The 16,744-nt window shown below is 67.2% G+C and carries 9 protein-coding genes; 7 read left to right on the top strand and 2 right to left on the bottom strand.

Translation table 11 applies throughout. The annotated features are described in order from the left end of the window. The 6 genes from NN4_RS23770 to NN4_RS23795 all read left to right on the top strand — a co-directional run. A partial coding sequence (locus NN4_RS23770) for a DUF732 domain-containing protein (RefSeq protein ID WP_147135430.1) occupies nt 1-362 on the top strand: 362 nt, incomplete at its 5' end. 126 nt (nt 363-488) lie between these two features. Then, nucleotides 489-1,433, top strand: a complete 945-nt coding sequence (locus tag NN4_RS23775; RefSeq protein WP_147135433.1) for a cutinase family protein — start codon at nt 489-491, stop codon at nt 1,431-1,433. A 221-nt stretch (nt 1,434-1,654) separates the two neighbouring features. Next, entirely contained in the window at nt 1,655-2,674 is a 1,020-nt protein-coding gene (locus NN4_RS23780; RefSeq protein ID WP_107653612.1) for an LLM class F420-dependent oxidoreductase, read from the top strand. A gap of 191 nt (nt 2,675-2,865) precedes the next feature. After that, nucleotides 2,866-4,779 (top strand): long-chain-fatty-acid--AMP ligase FadD32, encoded by a 1,914-nt coding sequence (gene fadD32 / locus NN4_RS23785; RefSeq protein WP_135234272.1) that lies wholly within the window; start codon nt 2,866-2,868, stop codon nt 4,777-4,779. Between the two features lie 73 nt (nt 4,780-4,852). After that, entirely contained in the window at nt 4,853-10,345 is a 5,493-nt protein-coding gene (pks13, locus tag NN4_RS23790; protein WP_147135436.1) for a polyketide synthase Pks13, read from the top strand. Between the two features lie 68 nt (nt 10,346-10,413). Beyond that, nucleotides 10,414-11,916: an acyl-CoA carboxylase subunit beta gene (locus tag NN4_RS23795; RefSeq protein ID WP_186818600.1), complete on the top strand. Its 1,503-nt coding sequence runs from the start codon at nt 10,414-10,416 to the stop codon at nt 11,914-11,916. A 57-nt stretch (nt 11,917-11,973) separates the two neighbouring features. Here the strand turns inward: NN4_RS23795 and NN4_RS23800 are convergent, their stop codons facing one another. Beyond that, nucleotides 11,974-12,471 (bottom strand): peptidylprolyl isomerase, encoded by a 498-nt coding sequence (locus tag NN4_RS23800; protein ID WP_135234275.1) that lies wholly within the window; start codon nt 12,469-12,471, stop codon nt 11,974-11,976. Nucleotides 12,472-12,883: 412 nt separating this feature from the next. Here NN4_RS23800 and NN4_RS23805 point away from each other — a divergent pair, with 412 nt between their 5' ends. Then, nucleotides 12,884-16,246 (top strand): arabinosyltransferase domain-containing protein, encoded by a 3,363-nt coding sequence (locus NN4_RS23805; RefSeq protein WP_147135445.1) that lies wholly within the window; start codon nt 12,884-12,886, stop codon nt 16,244-16,246. A 295-nt stretch (nt 16,247-16,541) separates the two neighbouring features. Here the strand turns inward: NN4_RS23805 and NN4_RS45140 are convergent, their stop codons facing one another. Then, entirely contained in the window at nt 16,542-16,703 is a 162-nt protein-coding gene (locus NN4_RS45140; protein ID WP_167768902.1) for a hypothetical protein, read from the bottom strand. Nucleotides 16,704-16,744: the final 41 nt, after the last annotated feature.

Raw genomic sequence — 16,744 nt, forward strand, 5'->3', positions numbered from 1 at the left:
CGCCGGCGCCCACCCCCCAGCCCGAGCAGCCGCCCGCCGAGACGGTCGCCCCCGAGCGTCCGCAGCCGGTGCCCGCCGAGTCCGCGCCGCCCGCGGACACCTCGAAGCTCACCGACAAGGACAAGAAGTACCTCGACGCGCTCAAGCAGCAGGGCGTCACCCCGTCCACCCCGGATATCGCGCTGAGCGTGGCGAACTACGTCTGCCAGGGCACCGCGTCCGGGGCCTCCGATCAGGATCTGATGACCTTCGTGACCGCGATGGCCGGCTCCGATCCCTCCTTCGATCCGGCGAAGATGCCGGTCGAGAAGGCCGGAGAGGTCTACATCAGCGCCGCGAAGCAGACCTACTGCAAGGCGTGAGCGACGTGAAGGAGCGCGGCGAGTGAACCGGGAACACAGCTGCACCGCAGGCACGACCGCGCCGAGCGCTAGCGAGGCGCAGCTGTGAATGCGCGCCGTGGCGGCACATCCCGCCGGTCGAGGCCGGTGGGATGTCTCCTGCTGATCGGGATCCCCGTCCTGATCATCATCGTGGTGTTGCTGCTGTGGTACCTGCTCGCCGGGCTGCTGCGCCAGCCGAAGCCGGGACCGAAGCCGCCCGAGGAGCCGACCTCGCAACCGGCGAGTTGTCCGGACGTGCAGATGATCTCGGTGCCGGGCACCTGGGAATCCAACAGCAACGACGACCCGCACAACCCGACCGCGAACCCGATCTCGCTGATGCTCAACATCTCCAACCCGGTCGGCCAGCAGTTCCCGAAGGAACGGCTGGACGTGTACACCGTCCCGTACGTCGCGCAGTTCTCCAATCCGATCGCCATCCCGCCGGACGGCCAGCAGTCCTACAACAACAGCCGGTCCGAGGGCACCCAGCGGATGATCGACGCGATGCAGCAGCGGCACCGCGAATGTCCGTTGACCACCTACGTGATCGCCGGGTTCTCGCAGGGCGCGGTGATCGCGGGTGATGTGGCTTCGCAGATCGGCCAGGGCAAGGGGCCGGTGCCTGCGAACAAGGTGCTCGGCGTGACGCTCATTTCCGATGGCAGGCGCACCGGCGACACCGGTCCCGGTCAGCCCGTCCAGATCGGGGCGGTGCCCGCGGGCGTCGGTGCCGAGGTCGCGCTGAAGGGGCTCAACGTCCCCGGTATCACGATGACGGGCCCGCGCCCGGGTGGTTTCGGCGAACTGGCCGAACGCACCTTCACGATTTGCGCGCAGGGCGACCTGATCTGCGACGCACCGCGCGAAGCACTGAGCCCGTGGAACATCATGGGCAGCGTCGGCGCGCTGGTGCGTGCGGCGGGCAACCCGGTGCACGCGCTGTACAACGGTTTCATCGTCGACGAGAACGGCACCACCTCCACCCAGTGGGCCGTCAACTGGGCGAACGGCCTCATCGAATCGGCACCGCATCCGCCACATTCGTGAGTGCGCGAGCCGGTGATACAGCGTGGAATCGTGAGATTTCACAGTCAGCGCTGAGGTCGGCACGCAGAAGACCAGTACTGCCCCGACAAGCGCGACTCCCGTTGGACAGCACGCTGTAAAGTGCCGCAGGTGATCGCGACGCAGGTAGCACCGACGCCGTGTTCGGGACTTCACCCTGCACCGTCGCGCCCGAGTTTCCTTACAGCCAGGAGCATGAGTTCATGACAGAAGCCGCCGCACCAGCCGGTGAGTTGACCGCGCTGGGTACGCCGCTGCGCAGCTTCCGCTTCGCGGCAGCGGGCGAGGGAAATAAGCAAGAGGGTGGCGCCCGCAAGTTCATCCAGACGGCGCAGCAGGCCGAGGAGTACGGCTTCGACACCTTCGTCGTGCCGGATCACCTGGGTGACCAGATCGGCCCGATCGCCGCCCTCGGCGCGCTGACCCAGGCCACCGAGAAGATCCGCCTCGGAACGTCGGTGCTGGCCAACGGTTTCCGGCACCCCGTGGTGCTGGCCAAGGATCTGGCCACCATCGACGTGCTGTCCAAGGGCAGGCTCGAGGTCGGTCTCGGCGCGGGCTGGAAGCAGGACGAGTTCGTCGCCGCGGGTCTGCCCTATGAGACGCCCGGTGTTCGGCTCGCGAAGCTGGACGAGGCGCTGACCATCCTGGACGTGCTGCTGCGCGGCCAGGAGTGCACCTTCGAGGGCAAGTACTACCAAGTACAGGGCATCAAGGGCACGCCGAGGCCACGGCAGGGTCCGCGCCCGCCGATCTGCACCGGCGGCGGCGGTCCGAAGATGCTGCGGCTGGCCGCCAAGCACGCCGACATCATCTCGGTCGTGCCGGTGACCACCAAGAACGGTAAAGGCCTCTTGTCGGGCATCACGCTCGAGAAGACGATCGAGAAGGTGAACCTGATCCGCGAGGCCGCGGGCGACCGGTTCGCCGATATCGAGCTGAACTGGGCCATCACCGCCATCGTCATCACCGACGATCGCGAGAAGACCGCTGAGATGGCGCTTTCCGCGATCGACCGCGGTCTGCACCCGGATCTCGAGGTGGACGTGAAGCTTTCGGTCGAGGACATCTTGAACTCGCCGTACGTGGCCATCGGCAGCTTCGAAGAAATCGCCGAGCAGATCCGTCGTGTGCGCCAACTCACCTCGATGTCGTATGTCGGGGTCTTTCCCACCCAGATGGACGCATTCGCCCCCGTTATTCCCCTGCTGCGAGACGAGTGAGCCGGTCTTCTCTGTAACATGACTCTGGTTTGAGTACATCTAGCCGATAGCGGTCACCGCGCAGACCGCCCAATAACTGCAGGCTGACTCGAGCACTTGGAGCCACCCGCGGGCGAAAGCGAGTCGGGGCCTCACAGGTAACAACGGCGTTGTCGCCGTCTTGCTGCGTGTGCCTCGGAGGAGAAGAAGGAATGGAAGAGACTTTCGACGACTACCTGGACGAGACCGGGAACATCCGAATTCCCGAGGATCACACCCTGGTCGATCACGTCGAGAAGCACACCCGGAACGACGCGAACACTCTGGCGTACCGCTACATCGATTACTCGCGTGAGCGTGATGGCGAGGCGCAGGAACTGACGTGGCGTGAGTTCGGCATTCGGCTGCGCGCGGTGGCCGCTCGACTGCAGCAGGTGACCAACCCGGGCGACCGGGTCGCGATCCTCGCGCCGCAGGGCCTGGATTACGTGATCTCCTTCTTCGCCGCGATCTACGCGGGCACCATCTCGGTGCCCCTGTTCGACCCGGACGAGCCTGGTCACACCGACCGCCTGCACGCCGTGCTCGGCGACTGCGAACCCGCCGCGATCCTGACCGCCAGCTCCTCGGCGGCCGGTGTGCGGCAGTTCTTCCGGTCGCTGCCCGCCGCGCAGCGCCCGCGCATCATCGCGGTCGACGCGATCCCGGACAGTGTCGGCGAGGGCTGGGTGCGCCCGGACATCGCCATCGACGACATCGCCTACCTGCAGTACACCTCGGGCTCGACCCGTACTCCGGCCGGTGTGGAGATCACCCACCGCGCGGTCGGCACCAACCTGCTGCAGATGGTCGACGCGATCAACCTGGACTGGAACTCGCGCGGCGTCACCTGGCTGCCGCTGTTCCACGACATGGGTCTGCTGACGGTGATCCTGCCCGCGGTCGGCGGCAAGTACATCACCATCATGTCGCCGAGCGCGTTCGTGCGCCGCCCGTACCGCTGGATCAAGGAACTCGCCGCGCAGTCCGACGGCGCCGGAACCTTCGCCGCCGCACCGAATTTCGCGTTCGAGCACGCTGCGGCGCGTGGCCTGCCGAAGAACGGCGAGTCGCTGGATCTGTCGAACGTGATCGGCCTGATCAACGGCAGCGAGCCGGTGACCACCTCCTCGATGAAGAAGTTCAACGAGGCGTTCGCGCCCTACGGCCTACCCAAGACCGCGATCAAGCCCTGCTACGGCATGGCCGAGGCAACACTGTTCGTGTCCGCGACCAAGGCCGAGGACGAAGCGAAGGTCACCTACGTCGACCGCCACGAGCTCAACGCGGGCCGCATGGTCAAGGTCGAGCCGGGCTCGGAGAACGCCATCGCGCAGGTCTCCTGCGGTTACGTCGCGCTGTCGCAGTGGGCCGTGATCGTCGACCCGGAGACCGTCGAGGCCGACGGCGGGCACGAGCAGCCCGACGGCCGGGTCGGTGAGATCTGGTTGCACGGCAACAACATGGGCATCGGGTACTGGGGCAGGCCGGACGAAACCGCCGCGACCTTCCAGAACAAGGTCTCGCACCGGCTACCCGAGGGTAGCCACGCCGAAGGCACCGACCGCGACGCCAACTGGATGCGCACCGGCGACTACGGCGTGTACCTGGACGGCGAGCTGTACATCACCGGGCGGGTGAAGGACCTGGTGATCGTCGACGGCCGCAACCACTACCCGCAGGACCTCGAGTTCTCCGCGCAGGAAGCCTCCAAGGCGCTACGCCCCGGCTTCGTCGCCGCGTTCTCGGTGCCCGCGAACCAGCTACCCGCGCTCGTCTTCGACCAGGGCAGCCACTCCGGACTCAAGTTCGACGCCGACGACGCCTCCGAGCAGCTGGTCATCGTGGCCGAACGCGGCCCGGGCGCGGGCAAGGCCGATCCACTACCCATCGCCGACGAGGTGCGCGCCGCAGTCGCGTCGCGCCACGGCGTGACCGTTCGAGACGTACTGCTGGTTCCCGCGGGTTCCATCCCGCGCACCTCCAGCGGCAAGATCGCCCGGCGGGCCTGCAAGGCCGCCTACCTCGAGGGAACGCTGCGGGGTGGTTACACCCAGCAGGCGTTCCCCGATGCACCGGAAGAGTAATTGCCCAGGGGTGGCCTCGGACAGCCGACATTCGCGGTGCGCCCGGTACGCAGACAGGTAGCTTGAGGAATTGATGGCTGACAACGAGGGCACGTCCACCACGACGACCGAATCCCTGCCCGCCGACGCGGACGCCGACCAGGCATCCGCGCAGGTGGCCGCTGCCTCCACCGAGGTTTCCGGCGCGCAGACCGACATGACGGTGTCGGAGCTGCGGGACTGGCTGCGCAACTGGGTTGCCGAGGCGACCGGGCAACCTATCGAGCAGATCAGTGTCGACCGGCCGATGGAGGAGTTCGGGCTTGCCTCGCGCGACGCCATCGCGCTCGTTGGCGACATCGAGGATCTGACTGGCGTGGTGCTCACGGCGACCGCCTACTTTCAGCATCCGACGATCGCCTCGCTGGCCGAGATGGTCATCAACGGCGAGCCGGAGATTGCCGAAGAGGCATCCGACGATGCCTTCTACACTGCGGGCCACACGCCGGGCGACGCTCACGACATCGCCATCATCGGCTTGTCCACCCGGCTGCCCGGAGCGGGCGACACCCCGGAGTCGACCTGGGAGTTCCTCATCGGTCGCGGCGACGCGATCCGTGAGCTGCCCGAGGGCCGGTGGGAGGAGTTCTCCAGCAACCCTGCCGCGGCCAAGGCGATCGCCGAAGGCAACACGCTCGGCGGCTATCTCGACCAGGACGTGGTCAAAGGCTTCGACGCAGAGTTCTTCGCGATGTCGCCCATCGAGGTCGAACGGGTCGATCCCCAACAGCGCCTGATGATGGAGCTGACCTGGGAGGCATTGGAGCACGCCCGGATTCCCGCGAGTGAGCTCAAGGGCGCGCCGGTCGGTATGTTTATCGGCTCTTCTACCAGTGACTTCATGCTGATCGCCGCCCTGGGGCTTGGCGCCGACCAGGGGCCGAACGTGCCCGTTTCCGCGCAGGCGTACGGAATCAGCGGCAGCTCGAGCGGCATCATCGCGAACCGGGTCTCCTACTTCTATGACTTCCGTGGCCCCTCGGTCACTGTCGATACCGCGTGCTCATCGACCCTGGTCGCGGTGCATCAAGCGGTGCGCGCATTGCGCGAGGGTGACGCCGATGTGGCCCTGGCCGGTGGCGTCAACATGATCCTGGCTCCGATGGCCACCCTCGGCTTCGATCTCGGCGGCGGCGTCGCCAAGAACGGCCGGGTCAAGGCGTTCTCATCCGACGCCGACGGCATGGTCCGCTCCGAAGGCGCAGGGCTGTTCGTACTCAAGCGCCTCGCCGACGCCGAACGCGATGGCGATCGAATCATGGCCGTGATCAAGGGTTCCGCGGTCAACAGTGACGGCCGCTCCAACGGCCTGTACGCGCCGAACCCCGATGCTCAGGCCGATGTGCTGCGCCGGGCGTACCGGGACGCGGGCATCGTGCCGTCCACCGTCGACTACATCGAGGCGCACGGCACCGGCACCCCGCTCGGCGATCCGATCGAGGCCGATGCGCTGGCCAAGGTGGTCGGCCGTGGTCGCGACAAGGACAAGCCCGCGCTGCTCGGTTCGGCGAAGACCAACTTCGGTCACCTGGAGTCCGGTGCGGGTGCAGCCAGCTTGGCCAAGGTGCTGATGGGCTTGCAGCACAACATCATTCCGCCGAACATCAACTATGCGGGCCCCAACCCCTACATCCCGTGGGCTCAGTCGAATCTCGAGGTAGTCGTCGAGCCGACGGAATTCCCGCGTTACAGCGGCAAGGCGACCATCGGTATCTCCGGCTTCGGCTTCGGCGGCACCAATGCCCATGTCGTTGTGCAGGAATACGTTCCAACTTCGGCCGAGGCGGTAGCGGCCCCCGAGCTGGCACCTGCGGGCGAGGACGCGGCGGTCGCCTCCGCTGTCGCCGCACCGGATGCCGAACTCGACGACGAGACAACCGACGTGGCCGCGGAAGCGGATGCGGTTGTCGATGAAGCGTCCCGAGCCGACATCGAAACGTCCGCGCCCGTCGCGGAAGCCACGGTTTCGGTCGTGGAAAGCGTTGCTCCCGTTGCCGAATGGACCGCCGAGCGCACCGAGCCGCTGCCGGTGATCCTGCCGGTCTCCGGCTACCTGCCCTCGCGCAGGCGTCGCGCCGCCGCCGAGCTCGCCGACTGGCTGGAATCCGAAGTGGGCCACAATGTTTCGCTCGAGGATGTGGCACGGTCGCTGGCCAAGCGCAGCCACTGGCGTTCGCGCGGCGTGGTGCTCGCGACCACCCATGAGGAGGCCATCGCCGGCCTGCGCGCCATCGCGGCGGGCAAGCCCGGTGCCGGTGTATTCACCGCCGACGCGCCTGCGGTCATGGGCCCGGTCTGGGTGCTCTCGGGCTTCGGCGCGCAGCACCGCAAGATGGCCAAGCGGCTCTACCTGGAGAATTCGATCTTCGCCAAGGCAGTCGACGAGGTCGACGAGCTGGTGCAGGACGAGGCCGGGTACTCGGTGCGTGAGCTGTTCCTCGATGACAGCCAGGACTACAACGTCGGCACCTCGCAGGTCGGCATCTTCACCATCCAGATCGGCTTGGCGGCGTTGCTGCGTGCGCACGGTGCCCAACCCGAGGCGGTGATCGGCCATTCGATGGGCGAGGTCGCCGAGGCATACATCGCCGGTGGTCTCGCTCTGGAGGACGCGGTGCGGGTCATCTGCGCGCGCTCGCGGCTGATGTACGAGGGCGAGCAGATGATCACCGATGACGACGTGCGCAACATGGCGCTCGTCGAATACAGCGCCGAGGACATCGAAAAGCTGCTCGCCGAGTACCCGGACGTCGAGGTCGGCGTGTACGCGGCACCGACCAACACCGTTATCGGCGGTCCGCAGGACCAAGTCGCGGCGATCGTGGCGCGGGTCGAAGCGGCGGGCAAGTTCGCGAGGGTGCTGCAGACCCGCGGCGCGGGCCACACCTCACAGATGGACCCCCTGCTCGGCGAGTTGGCGGCGGAGCTGGCCGGTATCGAGCCGACCAAGCTGAAGACCGGTCTCTACTCGACGGTGCAAAAGGAGCAGTACTACCGCCCGGGCAGCGATCCGGTGCACACCGAGGACTACTGGGTCAAGAACATGCGCGGCAGCGTGTACTTCACCAATGCGGTGAAACTCGCGGTGGATGCCGGGCACACCACCTTCTTGGAGCTCGCTCCGAATTCCGTTGCGCTGATGCAGGTGCTCGGTACGACTTTCGCGGCGGGCCTGCCCAATGCGCAACTCATCCCGACGCTCAAGCGCAAAGAGGACGAGGCGAGCGGCGTGATCGGCGCCCTCGCCCAGCTCTATGTGCACGGGCATCAGGTCGACCTGTCGTCGCTGCTGTCCCCTGGCGACTACGCCGACATTCCACGAACCAGGTTCGTGCGCAAGGAGTTCTGGCCGAAGGTTTCGCTGGCTGCGACCGGAAGCACCGGGGTGCCCGGTGTTCACGTGGCGCTGCCGGACGGTAGGCACGCGTGGGAAGTGCCGGCCGAGTCGGTCACCGACCTCGCCGCACTGGTGAATGCCGCTGCGGCACAGGTGCTCAGCGATGTATCGCTCGGCGCGTCGATTCCGCACGCTGTGGTTCCGGCCACCGGCACGCTGACCACCACGCTGACCCCGCACCCCGGCGGCGCCTCGGTGCAGGTGCATGCCAAGGAGGGCAACGCCTTCCGGCTGCTGTTCGACGCCGTGGTCACCTCCGGTGCGCCGCTGCCCGAATCCGTTGTGGCCGAGGCTGTTCCGGCGGTCACGGCAGTCGCGACCACGGGTGATGCGGATCTAGAGGTCGTCGAAACCTTCGGTGAGCGCTGGGATCCCAACGGCACCCAGCCGCTGGAGGACCGCCTCGCACTGATCGTCGCCGAGTCGATGGGTTACGCGGTCGAGGACCTCCCGATGGAGATCCCGCTGATGGAACTCGGTCTCGACTCGCTGATGGCCATGCGCATCAAGAACCGCGTCGAGTACGAGTTCGACATCCCGCAGCTGCAGATCCAGGCCGTGCGCGACGCCAACCTGACCGAGGTCGGCAAGGTGCTGCGCTACGCCATCGACCATCGCGAAGAAATGCTCGCGGTGGCCGAGCGGCAGGCCGCGGGTGAAGAGATCGTGGTCGACAGCAACTTCATCGCCGCCGCCCGCGCGGCCGTCGAAGCCGGTGCGGACCCGGCCGCCGCGGTCACCGAAGCGGCTGCCGCCGAAGGTGTTTCGCTGGACGTCGAGACCACGTCGGTGCAGGCGGAGGCCGAGCAGATCGTCGCGCAGGCGGAGACGGCCGCGGGCATCACCGGTGCCGCCGCCGGTACTGCGACGCCCGCTCCGGTTTCGCCGGAGCAGTCCGCCGCGGCAAATGCGAAGGAAGCGGCGAACGAGCGGGCGCTCGACAGTCAGGACACCACTGCGGTGGGTGCCGCCGAATCGGTTGCCGCACAGGCGGCTCCGGCTGCCGGAGCAGCGGCGATGGAGTCAGTGTTCGGTGCGCAGCAATCGGGCGACGAAGATGATGTGCCGCCGCGCGACGCTGCCGAACGACTGACGTTCGCTACCTGGGCGGTCGTGACCGGAAAGTCGGCGGGGGGCATCTTCAACACCTTGCCGATCCTCGACGAAGACACTGCCGAGAAGCTGGCTGCCCGACTCACCGATCGGGTCAAAGCCGAGGTCACCCTCGATGACGTGCTGGACTGCGAGACCATCGAGCAACTGGCCGACATCGTGCGTACCTTGCAAGACAGTGGCGCTGACGTCGACGGCTTCGTTCGCCCGCTGCGTGCACGCGTGGATGGCTCGAACGCGGTGCCGGTCTTCGTATTCCACCCGGCTGGCGGCAACACCCTTGTGTACGAACCGCTGCTGAAGCGCCTTCCCGCAGACACCCCGATGTACGGCTTCGAGCGGGTCGATGGTGCCATCGAGGAGCGGGCCCGTCAGTACGTGCCGGAGCTGCGCAAGTTGCAGGGCGATGGACCGTTCGTGCTCTACGGCTGGTCCCTCGGCGCGGTGCTCGCCATGGCCTGCGCGCAACTGCTGCGCGCTGAGGGCGCGGACGTCCGCGTGGTCGGCCTGATCGACCTGGCAATCCCGAGCGAGCCCGAGGACAACAGTCCCGAGGAGCGGGTGCGTCGCATCGAGCGGTACCAGGCCTTCGCGAAGAAGACCTACGGCGTCGACGGTGAACTCCCGCCGGAGCAGCTGAAGGAACTCGCCCAGGCGGGCGACGAGGAACAGTTCAAGATGATCTCGGACCTCATCAAGATCAGCGGCGCGAAGATCCCCGGCGGCGTGCTCGAGCACCAAAAGACCTCGTGGATCGAAAACCGTGCGCTGCAACAGGTCCGGCCGACTCAGTACGACGGTGACGTGGTGCTCTATCTCGCCGATCGCTACCACGACGGTGCGATCGAGCTGGAGCCGCGCTACGCAGAACGACTGCCGAACGGTGGTTGGGACGAGTACCTTTCCAACCTGGAGATCGTCCACATCCCGGGCGATCACCTGCAGATAGTCGACGAACCACGGATCGGAAAGATCGGAGCCGACCTCGCCGCGAAGCTGGCGGCAATCGCCCCTTAGCGGGTGCGCCTTACGAAAGGGACGAAGTGAGCACTACTGCCGAGAAGCTCGCCGACCTGCGTAAAAGGATGGATCTAGCGCAGGAACCGGCGGGTGAAGCGGGGGTGGCGAAGCGGGCGAAGAAGGGGATTCCCAGCGCCCGTGAACGGATCAACATGCTGCTCGATCCGGGTACCTTCGTGGAAATCGGTGCGCTGGTGCGCAAGCCGGGTGACCCCACCGCGCTCTACGGCGACGGCGTGGTCACCGGGCACGGCCTGGTCGAGGGTCGGCCGGTGGCGGTGTTCTCACACGACCAGACCGTCTACGGCGGCTCGGTCGGCGAGATGTTCGGCCGCAAGGTCGCCGGGATCATGGAGTACGCGGCCAAGGTCGGTTGCCCGGTGGTCGGCATCAACGATTCCGGCGGCGCGCGCGTGCAGGAGGCGGTGACCTCGCTCGCCTGGTACGCCGAGCTGGGTCGCAGGCAGGAACCGCTGTCCGGTCTGGTGCCGCAGATCTCGATGATCCTCGGCAAGTGCGCGGGCGGCGCGGTGTACGCCCCGATCAACACCGACGTGGTGGTGGCGACCGAAGAGGCGTACATGTTCGTCACCGGCCCCAAGGTGATCCGCGAGGTCACCGGCGAGGACGTCAGCCTCGAGGAGCTCGGCGGCGCGCAGAGCCAGGCCGAGTACGGCAACATCCATCATGTCGCACCGGACGAGAAGTCGGCGTTCGGGTGGGTGCGCGACTACCTGAGCTTCCTGCCGACCAGCTGTCAGGAGCTGGCGCCGATCGTGAACCCCGGCCTGGAGCCGGAGCTCACCGACAGCGACCGGGAATTGAATTCCCTGGTGCCGGACTCGGATAACGCCGCCTACGACATGCACGACATCCTGCTGCGGATCTTCGACGACGGCGGTTTCCACGAGATCGGCGCCACCGCCGGCCGCAACATGATCACCGGCTTCGCCCGCGTTGACGGCCGTCCTGTCGGTGTCGTGGCGAACCAGCCGATGGTCTACGCGGGCGCGCTGGACGCGCGGGCCTCGGACAAGGCGGCGCATTTCGTGCGGCTGTGCGATGCGTTCGAGATCCCGCTGGTCTTCATCGTCGACACCCCCGGCTTCCTGCCCGGGGTGGAGCAGGAGAAGATCGGCGTGATCAAGCGCGGCGGCCGGTTCCTGTTCTCCTTCGTGGAGGCGACCGTGCCGAAAGTCACTGTGGTGATTCGCAAGTCGTACGGCGGCGGCTACGCGGTGATGGGCTCCAAGCAGCTCGGCGCCGACGTGAATCTGGCCTGGCCGACCGCGCGCATCGCGGTGATGGGCGCCGAGAGCGCGGTGAGCCTGATCGGCGGTAAGCAGATCGAGGCGGCGCCGGAGGAACAGCGGGCGGCCGTGCGCCAGCAGATGATCGACTTCTACAACGCCACCATGGCGACGCCGTGGGTGGCCGCCGAACGCGGCTACATCGACGCGGTGATCGAGCCCGCCAACACCCGGTTGGAACTGCGCAAAGCCTTGCAGCTGCTGCGCGACAAGTCGCTCGCGCGCAACCCGCGCAAGCACCACCTGCTGCCGCTCTGACGCCGGAATCGGGCCGCATCCGTTGCGGCGCGGCCCGATTCACCGAGGTCGGTCAGCTCAGCCGAGGCTGGCGGATTCGATGACGACGTCGTCGACCGGCACATCCTGGTGCCCGCCCGCGCTGCCGGTGGCGACGCCGGCGATCTTGTCGACCACCTCGGTGCCCTCGATCACCTTGCCGAACACCGTGTAACCCCAGCCCGACGGCGTCGGCGCCGAGTGGTTGAGGAACGCGTTGTCGGAGACGTTGACGAAGAACTGCGCGGTCGCCGAGTGCGGGTCGTTGGTGCGCGCCATCGCCACGGTGTACTTGTCGTTCTTCAGGCCGTTGTTGGCCTCGTTCTGGATCGGCGCCTGCACGCCCTTCTGCCGCAGGCCGCGCTCGAAGCCGCCGCCCTGAATCATGAAGCCGGGAATGACACGGTGGAAGATGGTGCCGTTGTAGTGGCCCGCGTTCACGTAATCCACGAAGTTCTGCACCGTGTTCGGCGCCTTCTGGTCGTCAAGTTCCAGGACGATCGGTCCGTAATTCGTCGAGAGATTCACCTTGGTCATACCCACACCTTGCCAGCCCGCCATCGCACGCCTTTTGCCGGTCTTGGCGTGCGGCGTGGGTATCGCCGTGCGCCGTGTGGCATGGGAACGGGCGGCACGCTGGGTAGGACCGGCGAGCTACCCGCGTTCCGGCCGGATCTGCTGTGACATTTGTCCAGGTCGGAAGGCGAAAAGTTCACTCGCATTTCAAATGGCGGAGAAACGAACAACTGATCTTGCGGGGACCCGGGTAACTCGCCGGGTTCGTCCGCAACGTAACTCGTGGATATCCATCGGACGTCAACCAAACTTACTGCGCGAGTAAGTCCGGCCTGAAGTCGCGGAGAAGCGGGAGCACCTTGCCGGAAAACGCGTAGACGCGGGGGAGCGGGCCTGAAGACGCGGGAGGGCAGGGGAGCTAGCATTGCCAATCGTGCCCGACGCCGCTACTGCTGTCCTGACGAAACCGCCTGCCGTGCCAGCGGCCTCCACGGCCGATTTCCGCACCGCGCGAATAATCGCGCTGGTCGCCGGATTGCTCGGTGCGCTGTTCGCCTTGGCCACCCCGTTCCTGCCGGTCACCCAGACCACCGCGGAACTGAACTGGCCGCAGGGCGCGACGCTCGGCAATGTGCAGGCCCCCTTGATGTCTCAGGTCCCGATCGACCTGCGCGCCACCATTCCGTGTAGCGCGGTCGCGCAGCTACCGGAGAAAGGCGGCATGCTGCTGGCCACCGCGCCGCCGCAGGGCCACAAGGCCGCGCTGGAGGCCATGTTCATTCGAGTGTCGGACACCTCGGTGGACGTGGTCGACCGCAACGCCGTCGTGGTGTCGGCGCCGCGCGCGGACATGGAGCGGTGCTCGGCGCTCGAGTTCACCTCCGACCACAAGCGCACGCACGCGGTGTTCACCGGCCTGACCACCACCGTCACCAAGCCGGTCGAGGGTGCGGCGCCCGGGACCGAGCAGCAGGTCGAGGTGCCGGTCGAGGGCGCGCTGAACGGTGACCTGCGGCCGCAGGTGGTCGGCGTCTTCTCCGATCTGAAGGGCGCGGCGCCCGCCGGACTCGACTTCCACATGACGGTGGACACCCGGTTCAGCACCAGCCCGACCGTGATCAAACTGATCGCGATGATCGCGGCGGTGTTGTGCACCCTGGTTGCGCTCGCGGCGCTGGCTCGGCTCGACGGCAGCGACGGGCGCGGGCACCGCCGGTTCCTGCCGGCCAACTGGCTGAAGCCGACCTGGACCGACGGCGCGGTGGTCGGCACGCTGCTGGCGTGGCATTTCGTGGGCGCCAACACCTCCGACGACGGTTACATCCTGAGCATGGTGCGGGTCGCGCCGCACGCGGGCTACATGGCCAACTACTTCCGCTGGTACGGCGTGCCGGAGGCGCCGTTCGGCTGGTACTACTACGTGATCCAGGTCTTCTCGGAGATCTCCACCGCCAGCCCGTGGGTGCGGTTGCCCGCGCTGGCATGCGCCATCCTCTGCTGGATGGTGATCAGCCGCGAGGTGGTGCCCCGGCTCGGGCGCGGGGTGCGCAACAGCAAGGTCGCACTGTGGACCGGTGGTCTGGTGTTCCTCGCGTTCTGGATGCCGTTCGACAACGGCCTGCGCTCGGAGCCGATCGTCGCGCTCGGTGCGCTGCTGACCTGGGTGTCGATCGAGCGGGCCATCGCGACCGGGCGGCTGTTGCCCGCCGGTGTCGCGGTCTTGGTCGCGGCGTTCACGCTCGCGGCCGCGCCGACCGGATTGATGTGTGTGGCGGCGTTGCTCGCCGGTGTGCGCCCGCTGGTGCGGATCGTGGTGCGCAGGCGCAGGCAGTTCGGCTCGGCCGGAGCCAAGTGGTGGTCGACGCTGCCGCTGCTCGCCCCGATCGCCGCGGCCGGGTTGCTGGTGCTGATCGTGGTGTACAGCGACCAGACCTTCTCGGGTATCCAAGAGGCCAACCGGGTGCGTCAGGTCAAGGGGCCGAACCTGGCCTGGTACGAGGACTACCTGCGCTACTACTACCTGTTCGTGGAGACCGTCGACGGTTCGCTGGCCCGCCGGTTCGCGTTCCTGGTGATGCTGCTGTGCCTGTTCACCACCATGCTGGTGTTGTTGCGGCGCAGGCAGGTTCCCGGCATCGCGAGCGGGCCGACCTGGCGGTTGATGGGCGTCGTCTTCGGCACCGTCTTCTTCATGATGTTCAACCCGACCAAGTGGACGCACCACTTCGGCGCGTACGCGGGTATCGCCGGTTCGCTGGCCGCGGTGACCGCGGTCGCCGTCTCGGCGTCGGCGTTGCGCGCGCGCAAGAATCGCGCGATCTTCCTGGCGGGCCTGTTGTTCGTGCTCGCGCTCGCGTTCTCCGGCATCAACGGCTACTGGTATGTGTCCAGCTTCGGGGTGCCGTGGTTCGACAAGCGAATCTCGCTGCACGGCTACCAGTCGAACACTCTGATGCTCGGTTTGTTCGGTCTCGCGCTCGCATTGGTGGCCTGGCACTCGCTGCGCGAGGGTTACGCCAAACCGGAGGCCTCACCGAAGTCCGCGCGCGGCAAACGAATTCGCAAGTTCGCCGCGATCCCGCTGACCGTGGTCGCCGCGCTGATGGTGTTGCTCGAGGCGATGTCGCTGGTCAAGGGCGCGGTCGCGCAGTACCCGGCTTACTCGCTGGCCCGCTCGAACTTCGACGCGCTGCGCGGTAGCAGCTGCGGTCTCGCCAATGACGTTCTGGTGGAATCGGATCCGAACGGCGGCGCGCTGGCGCCGATCATCGATCCGGCGAACCCGCTCACCGATCCGAACGATCCGCTGGCCGGCGTCGACGCGGTCGGCTTCGCTCCCAACGGGGTGCCCAACGACCTGTCCGCCGACAGCGTGGAGGTGAAGCCGGGTACCGGCAACACCTCGAAGCAGTCCGTCGGCGCCGCGTTCGCCGATGGGCAGAGCGCGGGCACCGGCGGTGGTCAGGGCGCGCGCGGCGTCAACGGCAGCACCGTGGCGCTGCCGTTCGGGCTGGACCCGGCCACCACGCCGGTCCTGGGCAGCTACCAGGACAATGTGCAGCAGCCCGCGCATCTCACGTCGAGCTGGTACGGGCTCGCCCCGCGCTCGGCGGACAGCCCGCTCGTGGTGATCTCCGCGGCCGGTCGCGTCCTGTCGGTCGACGACACCGGCGACACCGAGTACGGCCAGTCGCTCACCCTCGACTACGGCAAGCGGCAGCCGGACGGCAGCGTTGCGAAGCTCGGCACCTACCTGCCGCGCGATATCGGCCCGGCCCCGTCCTGGCGTAACCTGCGCGTCCCGCTCGCCGAGATCGCGCCCGAGGCCGACGCGGTGCGGATCGTCGCCAACGACCCGATCCTGATCGGTGACCAGTGGCTGGCGTTCACTCCGCCGCGGATGCCGAAGTTGCAGTCGCTCAACACCTTCCTCGGCCCCGATCAGCCCGTGCTCGAGGACTGGGCCGTCGGTCTCCAGTTCCCCTGCCAGCGCCCGCTCTACCACAAGAACGGCGTCGCAGAGGTCCCCGGCTACCGCATCCTCCCTGATCGGCCGCTGGCAACCACCTCCACCAACACCTGGCAAGCCCAGGAGTTCGGCGGCCTCCTCGGCTTCTCCCAAATGCTCGCGACCTCCGTCACCATCCCCACCTACCTCAAGGACGACTGGGCCCGCGACTGGGGCTCCCTGGAGCGCTACGACCAGTACGACCGCACCGCCACCCCCGCCCGCCTGGAAACCGGCACGGCCACCCGCTCCGGCCTCTGGTCCCCAGGCAACCTCCGGGTGTTCTAACCACCCCGACAACACCACAGGCCCGTCGCACCGGCACTCCAGCCGGCCTCGACGGGCCTGTGTTCGTTTGTCGGCTATGGCCGATGACTGTCGTAGGGGAAGTGGGATTCGGGCGACGTCGTGCAGGGCGAGACGGGATGACCGATTCGAGACTGTGTCGCAGTTCGGTCAGGGCGCAGTCGGCCCGGGAGACAAACCTTGGGGGTCGGGACTCCGATTGTGTTGCGCGGCATCGACATACCGTGGATTGCGCGGTATGGATCGCTTCGCGCCGGTTCTGTGGCCGGGGGGTTGCTCAGACCTTGGTCATACGCAGACCGAGTTCGCGGCGGAGGACCTCCTGGGCGGGGAGGCGGTCGAGTACGCGCAGGACTGCGGGTCGCAGTTCGCGCTGTTCTTCTGCGGTGAGGAGACCAACGAGATCGCGCAGATCCATGTGGTCGAAGGTCGACGTCATACTGCACAGATTACGGATTTATGTGGGTTTCGTCCTGCGAT

The organism is Nocardia ninae NBRC 108245, from assembly GCF_007990755.1.
In the GTDB taxonomy this organism is placed as follows: Bacteria; Actinomycetota; Actinomycetes; order Mycobacteriales; family Mycobacteriaceae; genus Nocardia; species Nocardia ninae.